Origin of the sequence: Leifsonia sp. Root112D2 (assembly GCF_001424905.1) — a bacterium.
GTDB lineage: Bacteria > Actinomycetota > Actinomycetes > Actinomycetales > Microbacteriaceae > Root112D2.
Genome location: NZ_LMCU01000001.1, coordinates 1,766,379 through 1,783,482, shown reverse-complemented (window position 1 = coordinate 1,783,482; position 17,104 = coordinate 1,766,379). Strand labels below are relative to the sequence as shown.

At 65.2% G+C, this 17,104-nt stretch carries 14 protein-coding genes and 1 riboswitch; of the genes, 5 read left to right on the top strand and 9 right to left on the bottom strand.

Translation table 11 applies throughout. The features are described from left to right. Window position 1: 1 nt before the first annotated feature. The 6 genes from glyA to ASC63_RS08195 all read right to left on the bottom strand — a co-directional run bounded on the left by glyA (window position 2) and on the right by ASC63_RS08195 (window position 6,732). Complete coding sequence (gene glyA, locus ASC63_RS08220) at window positions 2-1,294, bottom strand: serine hydroxymethyltransferase (protein WP_055811783.1); 1,293 nt, start codon at window positions 1,292-1,294, stop codon at window positions 2-4. Window positions 1,295-1,367: 73 nt separating this feature from the next. After that, window positions 1,368-1,490: riboswitch (ZMP/ZTP riboswitch) on the bottom strand. 114 nt (window positions 1,491-1,604) lie between these two features. Next, window positions 1,605-2,510, bottom strand: coding sequence for a carbohydrate ABC transporter permease (locus tag ASC63_RS08215; protein WP_082487401.1), 906 nt, complete (start codon window positions 2,508-2,510; stop codon window positions 1,605-1,607). Next, window positions 2,507-3,508, bottom strand: coding sequence for a carbohydrate ABC transporter permease (locus ASC63_RS08210; RefSeq protein ID WP_055811780.1), 1,002 nt, complete (start codon window positions 3,506-3,508; stop codon window positions 2,507-2,509). The genes ASC63_RS08215 and ASC63_RS08210 overlap by 4 nt, the downstream gene beginning before the upstream one ends. Further along, window positions 3,505-4,911: an N-acetylglucosamine/diacetylchitobiose ABC transporter substrate-binding protein gene (ngcE, locus tag ASC63_RS08205; RefSeq protein WP_055811777.1), complete on the bottom strand. Its 1,407-nt coding sequence runs from the start codon at window positions 4,909-4,911 to the stop codon at window positions 3,505-3,507. The genes ASC63_RS08210 and ngcE overlap by 4 nt, the downstream gene beginning before the upstream one ends. Before the next feature lie 85 nt (window positions 4,912-4,996). After that, a complete protein-coding gene (locus ASC63_RS08200; protein WP_055811774.1) occupies window positions 4,997-5,770 on the bottom strand; it encodes a sugar isomerase domain-containing protein in 774 nt (257 codons plus the stop codon). After that, the gene (locus ASC63_RS08195) at window positions 5,767-6,732 is read right to left on the bottom strand and encodes a MurR/RpiR family transcriptional regulator (RefSeq protein ID WP_055811771.1); all 966 of its coding nucleotides are present in this window, start codon (window positions 6,730-6,732) and stop codon (window positions 5,767-5,769) included. The genes ASC63_RS08200 and ASC63_RS08195 overlap by 4 nt, the downstream gene beginning before the upstream one ends. A gap of 165 nt (window positions 6,733-6,897) precedes the next feature. On the opposite strand from ASC63_RS08195, the gene ASC63_RS08190 reads away from it, so the two are divergent. Both ASC63_RS08190 and ASC63_RS08185 read left to right on the top strand, forming a co-directional pair. Then, window positions 6,898-7,929 (top strand): N-acetylglucosamine kinase, encoded by a 1,032-nt coding sequence (locus ASC63_RS08190; RefSeq protein WP_055811769.1) that lies wholly within the window; start codon window positions 6,898-6,900, stop codon window positions 7,927-7,929. A gap of 449 nt (window positions 7,930-8,378) precedes the next feature. Next, window positions 8,379-10,307: a sigma-70 family RNA polymerase sigma factor gene (locus ASC63_RS08185; protein ID WP_055811767.1), complete on the top strand. Its 1,929-nt coding sequence runs from the start codon at window positions 8,379-8,381 to the stop codon at window positions 10,305-10,307. A 16-nt stretch (window positions 10,308-10,323) separates the two neighbouring features. Here the strand turns inward: ASC63_RS08185 and ASC63_RS08180 are convergent, their stop codons facing one another. Beyond that, the gene (locus tag ASC63_RS08180) at window positions 10,324-11,532 is read right to left on the bottom strand and encodes an MFS transporter (protein ID WP_055811765.1); all 1,209 of its coding nucleotides are present in this window, start codon (window positions 11,530-11,532) and stop codon (window positions 10,324-10,326) included. A gap of 254 nt (window positions 11,533-11,786) precedes the next feature. On the opposite strand from ASC63_RS08180, the gene ASC63_RS08175 reads away from it, so the two are divergent. The 3 genes from ASC63_RS08175 (at window position 11,787) to ASC63_RS08165 (ending at window position 13,875) form a co-directional block, all read left to right on the top strand. Further along, the gene (locus tag ASC63_RS08175) at window positions 11,787-12,140 is read left to right on the top strand and encodes a YrdB family protein (RefSeq protein ID WP_055811762.1); all 354 of its coding nucleotides are present in this window, start codon (window positions 11,787-11,789) and stop codon (window positions 12,138-12,140) included. After that, window positions 12,137-13,315, top strand: a complete 1,179-nt coding sequence (gene nagA / locus ASC63_RS08170; RefSeq protein ID WP_055811759.1) for an N-acetylglucosamine-6-phosphate deacetylase — start codon at window positions 12,137-12,139, stop codon at window positions 13,313-13,315. Before ASC63_RS08175 ends, nagA begins: the two co-directional genes overlap by 4 nt. A 140-nt stretch (window positions 13,316-13,455) precedes the next feature. After that, window positions 13,456-13,875 (top strand): hypothetical protein, encoded by a 420-nt coding sequence (locus ASC63_RS08165; protein ID WP_157487635.1) that lies wholly within the window; start codon window positions 13,456-13,458, stop codon window positions 13,873-13,875. A gap of 95 nt (window positions 13,876-13,970) precedes the next feature. Here the strand turns inward: ASC63_RS08165 and ASC63_RS08160 are convergent, their stop codons facing one another. Continuing rightward, the gene (locus ASC63_RS08160) at window positions 13,971-16,181 is read right to left on the bottom strand and encodes an NADP-dependent isocitrate dehydrogenase (protein ID WP_055811754.1); all 2,211 of its coding nucleotides are present in this window, start codon (window positions 16,179-16,181) and stop codon (window positions 13,971-13,973) included. 87 nt (window positions 16,182-16,268) lie between these two features. Beyond that, window positions 16,269-17,054, bottom strand: coding sequence for a glucosamine-6-phosphate deaminase (locus tag ASC63_RS08155; protein ID WP_055811751.1), 786 nt, complete (start codon window positions 17,052-17,054; stop codon window positions 16,269-16,271). Window positions 17,055-17,104 lie beyond the last annotated feature (50 nt).

The following is a 17,104-nucleotide window of genomic DNA, read 5'->3' as shown; positions in this document are numbered from 1 at the left end:
CCTATGCTCCGATCGGCTGGCCGAAGGGGTTCAGACCGGGGTAGAGCGGGAACGCTTGGGTGAGTGCGGTGACGCGCTGACGCAGACCGGCGACATCCGCCCCCGGCATCAGAGCCAGGGCGATGATGTCGGCGACCTCGGTGAACTCGGTGTCGCCGAAACCACGGGTGGCCAGCGCAGGCGTGCCGATGCGCAGGCCCGAGGTGACCATGGGCGGGCGCGGGTCGAACGGAACGGCGTTGCGGTTGACGGTGATGCCCACCTCGTGCAGCACGTCCTCTGCCTGCTTGCCGTCGATCGGCGAATTGCGCAGGTCGGCAAGCACGAGGTGCACATCGGTGCCGCCGGTGAGCACGTCGAGTCCGCCCGCCCTGGAGTCGTCGGCGGTGAGTCGTGCGGCAAGAATCCGCGCGCCGCTGAGCGTGCGCTGCTGACGGTTCGCGAAATCCTCCGTGGCGGCGAGCTTGAACGCGGTGGCCTTGGCGGCAATCACGTGCATGAGCGGGCCACCCTGCTGGCCGGGGAAGACGTTGGAGTTGAGCTTCTTCGCCAGCGTCGTGTCACGGGAGACGATGAAACCCGAACGCGGGCCGCCAATGGTCTTGTGCACGGTCGAGGAGACGACGTCGGCGAACGGCACCGGGTTGGGGTGCAGCCCGGCCGCGACCAGACCGGCGAAGTGGGCCATGTCGACCCAGAGCTTGGCGCCGACCTCATCGGCAATCGCGCGGAACGCCGCGAAGTCGAGCTGACGCGGGTACGCCGACCAGCCGGCGATGATGACCTGCGGGCGGTGCTCGAGTGCTTTGTCGCGCACCACGTTCATGTCGACGAGGAAGGTCTCGGGGTCGACACCGTACGAGACGGCGTTGTAGAGCTTGCCCGAGAAGTTGAGCTTCATACCGTGCGTGAGGTGGCCGCCGTGTGCCAACTCAAGACCCAGGATGGTGTCGCCGGGCGTCGCGATGGCGGAAAGCACCGCCGCGTTCGCGGTGGCACCGGAGTGTGGCTGCACGTTGGCATATTCGGCGGCGAACAGGCTCTTGGCGCGGTCGATCGCGAGTTGTTCCGCAATGTCGACGAACTCGCATCCGCCGTAATAACGACGACCGGGGTAACCCTCCGCGTACTTGTTCGTGAGCACGGAGCCCTGCGATTCGAGAACGGCGCGGGGAACGAAGTTCTCGCTCGCAATCATTTCGAGATAGTCGCGCTGGCGGCCGAGCTCCTGCTCGAGCACCGCTGCAATCTCCGGGTCGACCTCGGCGAGAGGGGCATTGAACGTGTCGGACAAGGCTGGCTCCTTTTATGACTGGGATACGGTGTGTTTCGCCGATGCGCCGCTCGCGCGACGTTTCAACGCTATCCGTTCCAGCCCAGGCGCGCGGCCGAATCCGCCTCCATCTCGAAGGTGCTTGTCACTCCCTGATGGTGAGCCATCCTGGGGCGGCACCCGAGGGGCCGTCCATACGCCAGTTGCGACAGACCCAGTGTACCAACGGATGCGTACAGGTTTCGAGACGCCGCCTCGTTCCTCGACGGCTCCTCAACCAGCAGAGGTATCGCTGGTTGAGGAGCGACGAAGGAGCGTCTCGAAACTAGGGCTATTTGTTGGTGCCCTGCGATACCGAGCCCTGCAGCTGACGCTGGAAGATGAGGTAGACGATCAGCACCGGGATGACGGTGATCACCACGGCGGCGAAAAGCGCCCCGGCATCCACCGAGTAGCCCGCCTGCGAGGCGAATTGCGCCATGCCTTGGGTCAGCACGTACTTGCTGGGGTCGGTATTGAGCGCTATCGGCAGCAGGAACTGGTTCCACAGGCCGACGAAGTTGAGGATGGCGACGGTCGCCAGACCGGGCCGCGCCATGGGCAGCATCACCTGGAAGAAGGTGCGCCACTCCCCCGCTCCGTCGATCGAGGCGGCCTCGGCGATCGAGGTCGACAGCGACTTGAAGAACGAGAACAGGAAGAACACCGTGAACGGGAAAGCGAAGGATGCGTAGGTGATGATCAGGCCCGGGAGCGTGTTCAACAGGCCCATGCTGCGCAAGACGAAGAACAACGGCACTATGGCCAGGAACACCGGGAAGGCGAGCCCTGCGAGCATCAGGTAGTAGATCACTCTGCTACCCGGAAACTGGAAGCGGGCGAGCACATAGGCCGACATCGACCCGAACAGCATGGTGAGAATCAGCGCGCCGAACACCACGATGATGGTGTTCACAAAGAAGCTTCCGATACCGGACGTCGTCCACGCGTTCACGTAGTTGTTGAAATTCCACACTTTCGGCAGCGAGAAAGGCGATGCGTAGATCTCCGTCGTGGTCTTGAACGATGACAGCACCACCCACAGCATGGGGAGGATGACGACAAGCGACCACAGGGTCAGCACCGTGTGCGAGACGCCACCGACCACCTTGTCTCCGGTGGTCGCGCCGCGTTTGCGAGAAAGGAACGGCTTGGAGGTGAGAGCCGTGGCATCCGTTGCCAGAGGTGTCGTTGTCATTCTGCTACGTCATTACTTCCGCCGGTGAGTCGATTCACCAGAAAGACGATTGCCGCGAAAAGGAGGGTGATGAGGGCAAGCACAACACCCATGGCACAGGCGTAGCCGAACTGACCCTTCGTGAACGCGGTAGTGAAGAGACGCTGTGACATCACCAGGGTGCTGTTGCTCGGACCACCACCGGATTCCAGGGCGGCCATGTAGACGAAAGCGTCGAGCGCGAGGATGCCCATATAGATGTATGCGGTCTGGATGTTGTCCCGAATGAGCGGGATCGTGATGGTGATAGCCGTGCGGAATCTCCCCGCGCCGTCGATGCGTGCCGCCTCGTAGATCTCAGCCGGAATGCCTTTGATCGCCGCGATGAACAACACCATGTAGAAACCGATCAGGCCCCAGACGATCACGAACATCACGGCGGGCATCGCCGTGCGAACGTCCCCCAGCCAGGCGAACGAGTCGAACTGCCCAAGCCCGAGACCGGTCAGGATGCCGTTGAGGATGCCTGAGTGCGGGTCGTACACCTGGGCCCAAATGAGTCCAATCACGATGGCCGGAATCACGTAGGGAAAGAAGGAGATGACCCGATACAGGCTCGAGTTGCGCAGCCCCCTGATCGCACCGTTGCTCGGCCCACCGATGGTGACGAGCGTGGCGAAGACGAGGGCGACGCCGAGCGTCACTATCGGCAGCACGATGGCCAGCAGAACGCTGTTGCCCATGGCCTTCAGGAAGATGCTGTCCTGGAAGAGCTTGACGTAGTTGGAAACGCCGATGAAGTTCATGCCGGTCGAGAACCCCGACCAGTCGGTCAACGAGTAGTAGGCGGCCTGCACGAACGGCGACACGACGAAGATGACGTAGACGATGACCGGGATCGCCAGAAAGACCAGCATGAAGCTGATCTTGTCGAAGGTGAGGTCTTTACGGCTCCAACGCCGGGCGGCGGTAGTCTTACCGCCGCCCGGTGCCGAAAGCGGTGTGCCGAGCGCGGTCAAGAGACCGTGACCTTCTTCACCGAGGAGTCGTTGGCGATCTTGTCGGTGATGCCCTGCAGCCCGGCGGTGAGCGTCTTGACGTCGGAACCACCCTGCAGGAAGGTGTTCCACAGCACGAGCTGGTCGGTGTTCATGCCATACAGGTCGACGAAGTTCCAGGAGAACACGTCTTTGCCCGCTCCTTCGAGCATCTTGACCTGCGAGACCAGCGCGGTCGAGCCGAAGCCGTCGTCGGGAACCGTGCCCTTGACAATGCTCGACGAGAACGTGGTCTTGGCGAAGTTGACCGCAGCGTCGTGCGAGAGCATGGCACGCAGGAACTCCTTGCCACCGGCAACGTTCTTACCCTGCGACGGCACGATGTAGCCCTCACCGGCCGTGCTGTGGAGTGCCTCCCACGGCTTCTTCGAACTCGCGGTCACCGTCGGCTCAGGGGCTCCCGTCATCTTGAAGTCGGCCTTGGTCTGAGTCTTCATCTCGTTCTCGATCCAGCCGCCCGAGGGGTAGAGGATGAACTTCTCATCGTTGCTCCACTGCGCCTGCGCCGCCGTGAACTGGGTTCCGGCACCGCCCTTCTGCACGTAGCCTGCGTCGATGATCTTCTTCAGGCCGGTGAAGACCGACTGGACGGCCGGCAGCGACCAGCAGTTCGGTTTGAGGTTCTCCAGCGCCAGACGAACCTCGTCCCCACCCTCCTTGATCGCCGACGCGATAGCCATCGTCTGATAATAGGTAGCGGCTTCCTTGCCCCAGCCGAAGAGGTACTTGCCCTTGGCCTTCGCCTTCGCTCCCAGGTCGAGCATCTCGTCGTAGGTCTTGGGCACGGTCCAGCCGTTCGCCTCGAACAGTGACGCCGAGTACCAGATCGCGTAGACCGTGAGCACATAGTTCAGCTGCACGAACTTGCCGTCGAAGGTGCCGGGGGCCATCACGCCGTCGTACAGCGTGTCCTTGATGACCTTGCCCTCGTAGTTCTTCGCATTCACCACCGAGGTGAGATCGGCCAGCTGGTCTCGGATGGTGTTGATGGCGATGATTCCCGCACCGCTGTTGTCGATGACATCCGGCGGGTTACCTCCGACGAAGCGCGGCTGCAGGGTCTGCGCGATGTTCGTCTGCGCCGTGACCTTGACGGTGGAGCCCGGCTGCTTCTTTTCGACCTGCTTGGCGGCGAAGTTGGCGTAGTCGATGCCGTAACCGCCCTTGAAGATGACCGCGTCGACCGTCGACTTGTCGACCATGCCGAAGGGGTTGGTTGCCGTGACCTTTCCCGTCGGCCCCGTCGTCGTGGCGCCACCCCCGACACACGAGGCCAGGGCGCCGCCCAGTGGAATCATGATTCCTACGGCGAGTGCTCCGCGCAGAAAATCGCGTCGCACCAGCGGCTTGTCTTGGATAGTCATAATGAACTGCCTTCCATTCGTAACGTGACTGCCGTGACGGCTTCGTCCACCGGCATCTTGCGTGCTGATCGTGCTTCCTCCCGCATCATGCGCTGCGCCTGATCTTGCCGCGGTAGAGGTCTTCGAGTTGCTTGTTGTGCTCGTCGCCGCCCGGAATATTGGCCGAGATGTAGAGCGGTGGCGTCTTTCCGCCGCGCGCCAGGCGCTCGGCTGTACCGATGGTCAGTAGCTGCGCGATGAACGCTGCGGTGATCGATGAGACGGCCCCGACCGGAACACCGTCACCCAGTTCGAGCGTTGCGTCACCGAAGGGGGCCAGATTGTCCAGAACGACATCGGCCACCTCGTGCAGGCGCTTGCCGCTCGGATGCTTCGGCTCGACGCGGCTGGTGTGCTCCATGCTCGTGACGGCTATCAGCTTGTGCCCGTGCTGCTTCGCGAGCAGCGCCAGACCGAGAATCGACCCGTTGACACCGGAGTTGGAGGCGATGATGAATACATCGTGCTCGCCGATGGTGGAGACGTCGAAGAGTTCGTCGACGACCGCCGGGCTGCGCTCCAGTTCCGAGCCGGTCAGGATGCCCACATCGCGGCTCCCCCGCAACACCACGTCGCGCAGCGCGATCTTGTTCGTGGGAATCAGACCACCTGCCCTGCCGGCGATCTCCATGGCGAACGCCTCGGAGTGCCCGGTGCCGAAGGCCTGCACGACGCCGCCCTGCTCGATCGCATCCGCCATCAGGTCGATGGCCGCATCGAAGGCGCCGGCCTGCGCCTGGGCGGCCAGCTTCTGCACCCGCGAGGTGACCTCGTTCAGGTACTCCGCCGTCAGTTCGGCGAGCGGGTCGGTGTGCGTCATCGGGTCTCCTTTGCGATGGATGCGGCGTGTTCACCCTGAGCTCGAGCCACCCGGCTGCGCTGCGGCCTGCGATGCGAGGAGACCGCCACCGCGGATGCCGCCAGGTTCGTCGTGGACTGGTGAAAGTTCTCCTGTGCGACCAGCAGGTACAGCAGATCGAGCACCAGCAGTTGCGCGTGTTTGGCCGAAAGGTCGTCGGGCTGCAGGAATCGCTCGTAGACCGAGGTGATGATGCGCAAATCGGCGGCCTCGGCCAGCTGAGACTTCGGGTTGTTGCTCACGGCCACGGTGAGCGCTCCCGCGTCGCGCGCCTGAAGCAACATCTGAATGGTCTCCTCGGTGCGACCGGTGTTGGAGATTCCTATCGCCACGCAGTCGGCATCCTGAATCGCCGCGCTCGTGAGGCCTGCGTGCACCTCCGACCAGTAGTGCGAGTTGATGCCGATGCGGTACAGGCGCGCCTGCATCTCTTCGGCAAGGGTGGCACTGCCTCCGACACCGTAGATGTCCACGTGACGACTGCTCGCGATGCGGGTGGAGATCTCCTTCATCAGCGGAAGATCCATGATGGAAGCGGTCTCCTGCAACGACCTGGTGTGCGCGTTCAGCAGGGTGCTCAGAACGTCGCTCGGAGTGTCATCCGGCCCGAACGCACGGCCGATGTCGGCCTTCCATGTCTTTCGGGCAGAGGTACGACCGAAATCGGTGGCAATGCTCACACGAAACGGCACGTAGCCCGAGTAACCGATGAGACGGCAGAAGCGCGTAACGGTTGCCGGCGACGTTCCCGCCTGCCTGGCGAGTTCTCCGATGGACAGTTCCAGAGGGGCTTGCGGCTGCTCGATCAGCAGCGTCGCAATCTTGCGCATCGTTCCGGACATGCTCGGAAGCTGGGTCAGGATACGGTTCACCACGCCGCTGGTGGCGCCCTCTGCGACCGCTGATGGCGACGATGCCAACATGAGACTCCGTTTCACACCCATGTGAGTATTACAAGATCAATTCTTAGCCTCTGACCCGTACATGTCAAGCGATTTTCATAATTGATTTGTGGCCAGACCCGCGATATTTCGGGCATGTCGGAGTACTGTGTGCGTCAGACCGGATGACCGCGGAGGCGACAGAGCATGCAAGAGATTCTCGCGATCGACGCGGGCGGCACCGGCACGAGGGCCGTTATCGCCGACAGTGACGGGCACTGCCACGGCTTCGGCGTCGCCGGGGCGGGCAACCCGATCTCCGCCGGATTCGACGAAGCGCTGGATGCCTACTACGCCGCCGCCCGGATGGCGCTGGGCTCACGTCGGCACCCGGACACCGCCCAACCGTACTCCGCGATCCTCATCGCCATGGCGGGCAAGAGCGCACGGCTGCCAGTTCAGCGCATTGCGGCACGACTCGAGACGCTCGGGATGCGCGGCCCCATTGTGCTGGAATCCGATCTGCTGGCCATGTTCTGCTCGGGCACCCCGTCGCCGAACGGTTACGCGCTTGCGGCGGGCACCGGCGCCGTGGCGGCCCGGGTGCGCGATCATCGCCTCGAGACCGTCTGCGGCGGAACCGGGTGGCTCGTAGGCGACGCCGGCTCAGGCTACTGGATCGGCCACCAGGTCGCGCGCGCGGTCGTCGCAGCGCTCGACGGACTGGGGCCACAGACGGCGCTGACCGAGGGGCTGCTGAGCGCGCTGAACCTCACACCCGACCCCAACGAAGAACGGGTCGAAGGGCGCCCCATCGTTCTCCTGCGGCTCATCGAGGCGCTCTACGAGCTGCGTCCCGTCGAACTCTCCCGCTTCGCGCCGCTCGCGTTCCAGGCCTCGGGCGACCAGGTGGCGTCGGCAATCCTCGCCGTGGCTGCAAGCGATCTGGTTGCCATGCTCGATGCGGTGCAGAGCACCGAGGTGAGCGGCCCCCTCGTGCTCGGCGGCAGCGTACTGCGCAGCGGAATGCTGGGGGAGACCGGGCCGCTGACCCCCGTGCTCACTGCGCGCTCCGATGCCACCGACATCCGGCAGGTTGGCGACGGAACCGTCGGCGCCGCCGTTCTCGCCCTGCTGAAGGCAGGCATCCGGGTGAACCAGACGATCTTCGATCGCATCGAGGCGGATGTGACGCGGCTGCGGGCAACGGCCGGCCCACAAGAACCACAACCGGCTTAGACGAGACGGCCAGAACTGCCGCGAGAGGGGCGGATGCCAGGGCATCCGCCCCTCTCGTACTGCGGCTGTCGCTCATCCCCCCGGAAGAACCCCCACGACTGCCGCAGCTGCTGAGAACCCTTTCGGGTCGGATTCTCGTAGCTCGCCCCGCAACGCGGTCGAATGATGCGGGGCACCAGCGGATCCCCCGATCCGTTGGGTGTCTTTTCAGTTGTCGCGAGCACCTGACGGCGCACAATCGCCCCGTCATAGAGAGAGACGGCACGACAACCGATCTATGACGCGGGTTGGGAAAAGATAGTCTGGGAGAAGGCTGAGTCCATGCCGGTGATCTGAAAAGATCGGCGTCATGAATGGCCGGTTGCCGCGTCTCTTTTGAGAGGGAACCTGGGCGCACCCGACTCATCCTGCAGATACGCCCCAGCACGCCCGGGACGAGAGGAGACGCCGTGGCACGCATCCGTGCGCGCGCATCCGACGACCCGTATTCCGATGGCTTCCTCTCTGACCAGAAACTCATCTCCCTGAGTCGTAGCGGAGACACTGCGGCGTACGCGGAACTCTGGCGGCGGCACTCGGCCGCAGGGCTCGCGGTCGCCCGCTCATACACGAGCGGCTTCGATGCGGACGATGTGGTCTCCGAGGCGTTTGCCAGGATACTGAAGGCCGTGCAGTCGGGCGGCGGGCCGAACGGCGCGTTCCGCCCGTACCTCTTCACCACGATTCGCAATACGGCTGCCGGTTGGGGGCGGGCCAGGCATGAGATTGCTATCGAGCACGCGGAGGAGATTGAAGACCCTGAATTCAGCGAAGAGAATGCGCTGAACGCTCTCGACCACTCACTCACCGCCACCGCGTTCCGCAGCCTGCCGACCCGCTGGCAGGAAGCGCTCTGGTACAGCGAGGTCGAACAGATGACCCCGCAGCAGATCGGCCCGCTGCTGGGAATGAAGGCGAACGCCGTCGCCGCTCTCACGTATCGCGCACGTGAGGGCCTGCGACAGGCGTGGATCCAGGCGCACCTCGCCACGTTGCCGGCCGGATCGGAGTGCCGCTGGACCGTGGATCGTCTCGGCGGCTACGCACGCAGGAGCCTCGGCAAACGCGAGACCGTGCGCATCGAGCGACACCTGGCCGGCTGCGCCCGCTGCACCATCGTCGCCGCCGAAGCCGATGAGGTCGGCTCGCGGCTCGCCCTGGTGCTGCTACCGCTCGTGGCGGGCGTGGGCGGGGCGGCCGCGTACTCGGCATTCATCCAATCCGGCGGCCACGTGACCATGGTGGCTCTCGGCGCGAACGGCGCAGTCGGCGGCTCGGCAGGGAGCGCGGGCGCACCGGGCACGGTGACCGCTGGCGCGAACGCTGGAGGCGCGGCGCTGGGCGCATCCGGAGCCGTCATCGGCACCATCACGGTGTCGGCACTCGCTGTCGCCGGCGTCTCGGCCGCTCTGGTATTCGGCCCCGTGCTCTTTCGCGGCGACGCCGTACCGATCTCGTCGATCGACGTCGCCGCGCCGACACAGACGACGGATGCTGCGCCACCGCCCGTCGACGTGGTCGTGCCACCCGCATTGGGCACGACACCGCCTGTGACAGCACCGCCGGTCATTGCGCCATCGCCGGGCTCTCGGGTCGACCCCGATGACGAGCCGGATGCCGGCGCCGGGGTGACGCCGCAGACCGCAGCAGCGATACCGCCGGTCACTCAGCCGACCCGGCCCGTCACACCTCCCGTCGACCCAACCACTCCCCCAACACCACCCACGACACCTCCGCCCGTCGTGGTACCCGGGGCGCCCGTCGTGAACGCGCCCGACACGGGAGGCGGGCTCTATTACCCCGTACTTTCAGGCACGGGTGAACCGGGCGCAACGGTGACGGTGACGCAGGCCACGAGCGGGGCGGCCATGACTCGCATGGCCGCGACGTCCGATGCGGCGAACGCGACCCTCGCGAGGGTGAGCGTCGACGCGTCGGGAAAGTGGAAGACCGACCAGATCGCCGATCCGGGCCCCTTCAGCGTGTCGCAGACCAACTTCGCCGGAACCTCACCGGCGGGCACGACCGCGGCCGTCGAGTTGCACGCCCCCGTTCTCGACCAGCCGATCGACGGCGCTCCCGTGCTCGGCCTCGGATCTGTACACATTCAGCTCTCCGGTACTCCGGGCGCCCGCGTCGAAGCACGATTCGACGCGATCTGGGATGCAGGTGAATACCTCATCCCTGAGAGCGGCACGCTGGGCTTCGATCTGCCGATTTCGGGACTGATCCTTTTCGGTACCCACACCGTTGCGGTTCGCTATGTCGACGCGGGGGACCCGACCCGATTCGGGGTGGAGACATCCGTGAGTGTCCTGGTGCTCATCAACGCCTCGTAACGACGCGGGTAACGCCTCAGGCGGGTCGCCGCTTGCGCGCGCCGATCATGAGCACAAGGGCGAGCGCCACCACGAGAATGCCGAGGTACACCCAGGGCAGATCCCGCACTCCGCTGACGTCGTACAGCACCGCGCCGAGCAGTGCCCCGCCGCCGATGCCGACGTTGAATCCCGTGGTGTAGATGGCGCTCGCCACGTCGCGGAATGCCGCCGATGAGGTGTGCAGCAGGCGCGTCTGCAAGAGAGGGGGCAGCGCGCCGAAGGCCAGGCCCCAGAGCATGAGCGAGGCCATGCCGAGCAGCGGCTGGGCCGCGAACACGGCGACCGCGGCAATGGCCAGGGCGCTGACGACGATGACGATGATGAGTCCGAGTTGGGGGCGGCGGCCCAGTACCGATCCCGCAAGCGCGAGGCCTATCGCCCCGGCGATTCCGTAGGCGAACAGCACCACACCGACATCGCCGCGATCAACGTGCATGGACTGGATCATGAACGGGGCGATGAATGTGTAGAACGTGTAGTGGCCGGTCATGATGATGGCGGTCACCACGCACACGAGAATGACGGCGAAGACCGTCGGATCGCGCCGCGGACGCTCGCCGGTCGCGGCATCCGTCGACGGCCCGTCGTTATGCGTGACGCCGGGCAGGAACCGCCACACCAGCATCCCGGCCACGATCATGAGCAGGCCGACGCTCGCGAATGTCAGCCGCCAGCCGAAGATGTGACCGAGTGCCGTGCCAAGAGGAACGCCGAAGACGAAGGCGAGCGTGCCGCCGCCGAGGGTGATCGAGACGGCGCGACCGATCTGCTCCCTGGGCACCAGGTGCCCGGCATATGCGCCGACGACGGCCCAGAACACGCCGTGCGCGATGCCGCCCAGGATGCGGGTGCCGACCACGACGGCGTAGTTCGGCGAGATCGCCGTGAGCAGGTTGCTCAGTGCCAGCACGAGCACGATGGCCACCATCAGATTGCGCCGGGGCCAGCGCCTCGTGAGCGCGGAGACGGGGGTGCTTGTGACCACGACGGTGAAAGCGAAAACCGTGACCAGCAGACCGATCTGAGACTGGCTCGCACCGAGCGATTCGCTCATATCGGGCAGCAGCCCGGTGGGCAGCATCTCGCTCGTGACCGACAGGAAAACGGCCCCAGCGAGCACGAGCAGACCCGTCCACGGGAACCGCTGCGCCTTCTTGACGACGGAGTTTTCTGTAAGAGACATACGTGGATTGCCAACAGAAGGCGTTCCCCGCTCATTCCCTACGCGCGTCATGCGACGTTTCGGTGCGGGTCGACTACGCGCTCTTGTGCGCGCCCAGGGCCGTGCGAGATCCGTTCGACCGCCATCAGTCTACCCGAGACCCGGATGCCCGCGCCCGCCCCGAACACCAGCCCAGAGAAAATACGGCGGCCCGGCTGGATTATCCAGCCACCGGCCAGTATTTCCTGAAAAAGGAGTGCCGGTACGATGGCAGGGTGAGTGAGACGCGCGCGCAGACCTCGATCGGCCCCAACGACGTACTGAGATTCGTGCTCGAACTCTTCGCGTTCTTCACGCTCTGCTTCTGGGGGTTCGTGGCCTGGCCCTTGCCATGGAACATCGTGGTCGGCATCGGCGCCCCCGCCATCGCGATAGTGCTCTGGGCGCTGTTCCGCTCCCCTCGCGCAGTATTCCGCATCGATCCATTCGGCCGGGCGTTGGTGGAGATCATCGTGATGGCGTCTGCCGCGCTCGCATGGTGGGACCTCGGGCAGCCGATCGTCGCCATCGTCTTCGCGGTCGTGGCGACGGCCAGCGGCATTCTCAGCGGTCGCAAGGAACTCGCATGACCGGGGCCGAGGCATCCGGGGCGGTCATTCATGGTGCCCGCAAACTCGATGCCGACGGTCAGATCGACGATTTCTGGCTGGTGAGCAGCGAGGACCGCATCACCGCGGTCGGCCACGGCGACGGCTGGCGGCAGCACGTCGAAGGCAGAAACGTGACGGATGCCGGCGGGGGCTGGCTGACACCCGGATTCATCGACCTGCACGGTCACGGAGGTGGCGGCCACGGCTTCGACAACGGACCCGAGGAGATACTCGCCGGTCTGGCGACCCACCGGGCACACGGCACGACACGCTCGGTTATCAGCCTGGTGGCGAACCCGCTGGCGCAGCTGCGCGAGAGCCTGAGCACCATCGCCGACCTCACCGACCTCGATCCGCTCATTCTGGGCTCGCACCTGGAGGGCCCCTTCCTCGCCATCGAGCGGCGCGGTGCGCACGACCCCGCCTTCATTCGCGACCCGCAGCCCGAGATGCTCGAGGAACTCATCGGCGCCGCACGCGGCACGCTGCGCCAGATCACCATTGCGCCGGAGCGCCCGAATGCGCTCGAGGCCATCGAGGTGCTGCTCGAGGCCGGCGTCATCGTGGGCATCGGGCACACCGAGGCCGACTACGAACAGACCAAGCGGGCGTTCGAGGTGGGTGCACGGTTGCTCACCCACACCTTCAACGCGATGAACGGCATCCATCATCGGCAGCCGGGCCCGATCATCGCGGCGTTCGAGAATCATGACGTCACCCTCGAACTCATTCTCGACGGCCTGCACGTGCACCCCGAGGTGGCGCGTCTGGCGTTCCGCTCGGCACCGGGCCGTGTCGCGTTGATCACGGATGCCATGGCCGCAGCCGGATCGACCGACGGAGACTACCGACTCGGCTCGCTCAATGTGACGGTGACGGATGGTCTGGCGGTGCTTTCGGGAACCAACTCCATAGCCGGCTCGACCCTGACCCAGGATGCCGCGTTGCGCATCGCCGTCACGCAGAGCGGAATCGAGCCGAGGGCCGCTGTCGAGGCACTGACGGCCACGCCGGCCACAGCGCTCGGCCTGTCACATGAGTTCGGACACCTGCGGCCGGGGTTCGCCGCCGACGCCGTGCTGCTCGACCACGAATGGGCGGTACAGCAAGTGTGGGCTGCCGGAACGGCGCTCCCGGCCGGCTCACGCGAATAGGCGCTCCGGAGGCAGCGTCGCTGACGCGGGACGTCACATCCGTAGGTTTCAAATCTGTATGCTGAAGTGCGCTGCCCCCGAACGGGGGTAGAGCAGCGCCGTGCACCCAACAACGCCGTGCACACAACCAGGGGGAACACATGAAAAATCGCAGGAGAGCTCTCGTCTCTGCGCTGGCCGGCGTCGCCATGACGACGCTGCTGCTCACCGGCTGTGCCGGCGGTCAGAGCAAGATCGACGCATGCAAATCCATCGCCCAGAGCGTCTCGACCGCGTCGAGCGAGGTCTCGTCGAGCATGAGCAACTTCCAGTCCGATCCGGATGGCGCGGCGAAGTCCATGAAGAACATGGCGGCGTCCTTCACGACCGCGGCAGGCAAGGTGACCCAGTCTGACATCAAGCCGCTGGCCGACAAGGCTGCGGCGGCAATGAACGACTTCTCGGGCGACTTCGCGAAGCTCGCCGCCGACCCCAAGAACCCAGACACCGCGGCCGTTGAGAAGTCGTCGCAGAAGATGAGCGACACCTTTACCGCGCTTCAGAAGGCCTGCACCCTGTAATTCACGTGCGCGAGGCTGCCTCAGAGCCGCTGCCCGTACGGATTGTTGGCCCGAGCGGATGATCCGCTCGGGCCCCGCACACGGGTTACCGGAATTTACAACGAGGCGAGGGCCTCGACGAACGTGGCCGACGGCCGCATGACCGCGTCGGTCTTCGCCGCATCCACCTTGTAGTAACCGCCGATGTCGACGGGCGAACCCTGCACGGCGATCAGTTCATCGACGATCTTCTGCTCGTTCTCACCAAGCGTGGCAGCCAGCGGTGCGAATGCGGCGGCGAGCTCAGAGTTGTCGGTCTGCTTCGCCAGTTCCTCGGCCCAGTAGCGGGCGAGGAAGTAGTGCGATCCACGGTTGTCGATCGTGCCGAGAGCACGGCCCGGCGACTTGTTCTCAAGAAGGAAAGTTCCGGTGGCACGATCGAGGGCCGCGCCGAGCACGCGGGCCTTGGCATTGTCGTTCGCGTCGGCGAAGTGCTCGAAACTCGCGGCCAGCGCGAGAAACTCGCCGAGGCTGTCCCACCGAAGGTAGTCCTCGTCCACCAACTGGTGCACGTGCTTCGGAGCCGAGCCGCCCGCACCCGTCTCGAAGAGACCGCCACCGCTGAGCAAAGGAACAATCGACAGCATTTTGGCGCTCGTGCCGAGCTCAAGGATCGGGAACAGATCAGTGTTGTAGTCGCGCAGCACATTGCCGGTCACCGAGATGGTGTCCTCGCCGCGGCGGATGCGTTCGACCGACAGCGTCGCGGCCTCGGCGGGTGCGAGCACACGGATGTCCAGGCCGGCAGTGTCGTGCTCGGGCAGGTACTGGTTGACCTTTGCGATGAGGTTCGCGTCGTGCGCGCGATGCTCGTCGAGCCAGAACACCGTCGGGGTTCCTGTCGCGCGGGCGCGGTGCACGGCGAGCTTCACCCAGTCGCGAATCGCAACATCCTTGGTCTGGCAGGCGCGCCAGATGTCACCGGCCTGCACCTCGTGCTCGATGAGGGTCTCGCCCGCCGCGTTGACGACGCGCACGGTGCCCGCCTCGGCAATCTCGAACGTCTTGTCGTGCGAACCGTATTCCTCGGCTTGCTGGGCCATGAGGCCGACGTTGGGCACCGATCCCATCGTGGTCGGGTCGTAGGCTCCGTTGGCACGGCAGTCGTCGATCACGGCCTGGTAGATGCCCGCGTAGCTCGAGTCGGGGATGACCGCGATGGTGTCGTGCTCGGCGCCATCCGACCCCCACATGTGGCCGGAGCTGCGGATCATGGCCGGCATCGAGGCATCGACTATCACGTCGCTCGGCACATGCAGGTTGGTGATGCCCTTGTCGGAGTTGACCATCGCGAGACGCGGGCCATCTTTCAGACCCTGCTCGAATGCGGCGCGAATTTCGGCGCCATTCTCCAGCGCGCCGAGCCCGTCCAGGATTCCGCCGAGACCGTTGTTGGGGCTGAGACCGGCGGCCTCGAGATCGGCCCCGTATTTGTCGAACACGGCGGGGAAGAAGGCTCGCACCACGTGTCCGAAGATGATCGGGTCGGAGATCTTCATCATCGTCGCCTTCAGGTGTACGGAGAACAGCACATCTTCAGCCTTCGCGCGCGCGATCGCCTCGGCGAGAAAACCGTGCAGCTTCGCAACGTTGAGGAAGGTCCCGTCGATGACCTCCCCCTGGAGAACCTTCAGGCCGGGGTGCAGCGTGGTGGCCACGCCGGCCGCGTTCACGTGCTCAATGCGCACAACGTCGTCGTCGGCGATGACAACCGACTTCTCGTTCGAGAAGAAGTCGTCGTGGCCCATGGTGGCGACGTTGGTCTTCGAGTCTGCCGTCCAGGCGCCCATGCGGTGTGGGTACTTGCGTGCGTACTCCTTGACCGAGTGCGGCGCGCGGCGGTCGGAGTTGCCCTCGCGCAGCACCGGGTTCACGGCAGAACCCTTGAGCTTGTCGTAGCGAGCGCGTACATGCTTCTCGTCGTCCGTCTGCGGGTCGTCGGGGTGGTCAGGCAGCTCGTAGCCCTTGGCCTGCAGCTCTGCGATGGCGGCCTTCAACTGCGGCAGCGACGCCGAAATGTTCGGCAGCTTGATGATGTTCGCCTCGGGCGTGGTGGCGAGAGCTCCGAGTTCAGCGAGCGCGTCGCCGAGCCGCTGCTCGTCGGTTAGCTTCTCGGGGAACGCCGCGATGATGCGGCCGGCGAGGGAGATGTCCCGCGTCTCGATGTCTACACCCGCGGTGCCCGCGAAGGCGCTGATGACGGGAAAGAACGAGTGAGTTGCCAACATCGGCGCCTCGTCCGTGTAGGTGTAGATGATTTTTGCCATCGTGCGGTAACTCCTTGGCGTCGCGTGCGTTGAACTTGTCTTGATATCAAGATATAGGGAGAACCTGAACGGTGTGCTGCTGGCCGGTCAGAGACCCTGCCATTCGGGCTTATTGGCCCAGGCGTAGCGGTAGTAGTCGCGGTCGGAGAGTGCCGCAGCCGCGGCCTCGTCGAGCACGACGGTGGCGTGCGGATGCAGCTGGATGGCGCTGGCGGGATTGCTGGCGCTCAGCGGTCCCTCGATGGCGGCGGCGATCGCATCCGCCTTGCCCGCACCGAAGGCGAGCAGCACGAGATGCCTGGCACGCAGAATCGTACCGAGCCCCTGCGTGATGCAGTGCACCGGCACGTCGTCTGGCGAGTCGAAGAAGCGCGCGTTGTCGCGACGCGTCTGTTCGGTGAGGGTCTTCACCCGGGTGAGCGAGGCGAACGAGGAGCCCGGTTCGTTGAACCCGATGTGGCCGTCGGTTCCGATGCCCAGAATCTGCACGTCGATGCCGCCAGCCGCGACGATGGCCCGTTCGTAGTCGGCGCCTGCCGCGCGAATAGTCTCGAGGGTGCCGTTCGGCACCTGCACCCGCGCGGGGTCCAGCCCCAGCGGCCCCACGACCTCGGTCTCGATCACGGTTCGATAGCTCTGCGGAGACCCCGGCGCAATTCCGACATACTCGTCGAGCGCGAAACCGCGCACGGCACTCAGATCGGCCCTTCCCGAACGCACGCGCTCGGCGAGGGCGCGGTAGACCGACAGCGGTGTCGATCCTGTTGCCAGGCCGAGCACGGCATCCGGATGCTGCGCCACGAGCTCCTGAATACTGTCGGCGACGATCTCGCCCGCCTCGGCCTCCGAGCCGACAATAACCACTTCCGCCATTTAGAACGCCTCCCTGTCGCCGGCGCCTATCAGGGCCGGATCAATCGTCA

Bases quoted from the DNA above. Each gene is read 5' to 3' on its own strand.
- ASC63_RS08215 (WP_082487401.1), bottom strand. From the start codon at position 2,510: ATGACAACGACACCTCTGGCAACGGATGCCACGGCTCTCACCTCCAAG.
- ngcE (WP_055811777.1), bottom strand. From the start codon at position 4,911: ATGACTATCCAAGACAAGCCGCTGGTGCGACGCGATTTTCTGCGCGGA.
- ASC63_RS08200 (WP_055811774.1), bottom strand. From the start codon at position 5,770: ATGACGCACACCGACCCGCTCGCCGAACTGACGGCGGAGTACCTGAAC.
- ASC63_RS08195 (WP_055811771.1), bottom strand. From the start codon at position 6,732: ATGTTGGCATCGTCGCCATCAGCGGTCGCAGAGGGCGCCACCAGCGGC.
- ASC63_RS08190 (WP_055811769.1), top strand. From the start codon at position 6,898: ATGCAAGAGATTCTCGCGATCGACGCGGGCGGCACCGGCACGAGGGCC.
- ASC63_RS08180 (WP_055811765.1), bottom strand. From the start codon at position 11,532: ATGTCTCTTACAGAAAACTCCGTCGTCAAGAAGGCGCAGCGGTTCCCG.
- nagA (WP_055811759.1), top strand. From the start codon at position 12,137: ATGACCGGGGCCGAGGCATCCGGGGCGGTCATTCATGGTGCCCGCAAA.
- ASC63_RS08165 (WP_157487635.1), top strand. From the start codon at position 13,456: ATGAAAAATCGCAGGAGAGCTCTCGTCTCTGCGCTGGCCGGCGTCGCC.
- ASC63_RS08160 (WP_055811754.1), bottom strand. From the start codon at position 16,181: ATGGCAAAAATCATCTACACCTACACGGACGAGGCGCCGATGTTGGCA.
- ASC63_RS08155 (WP_055811751.1), bottom strand. From the start codon at position 17,054: ATGGCGGAAGTGGTTATTGTCGGCTCGGAGGCCGAGGCGGGCGAGATC.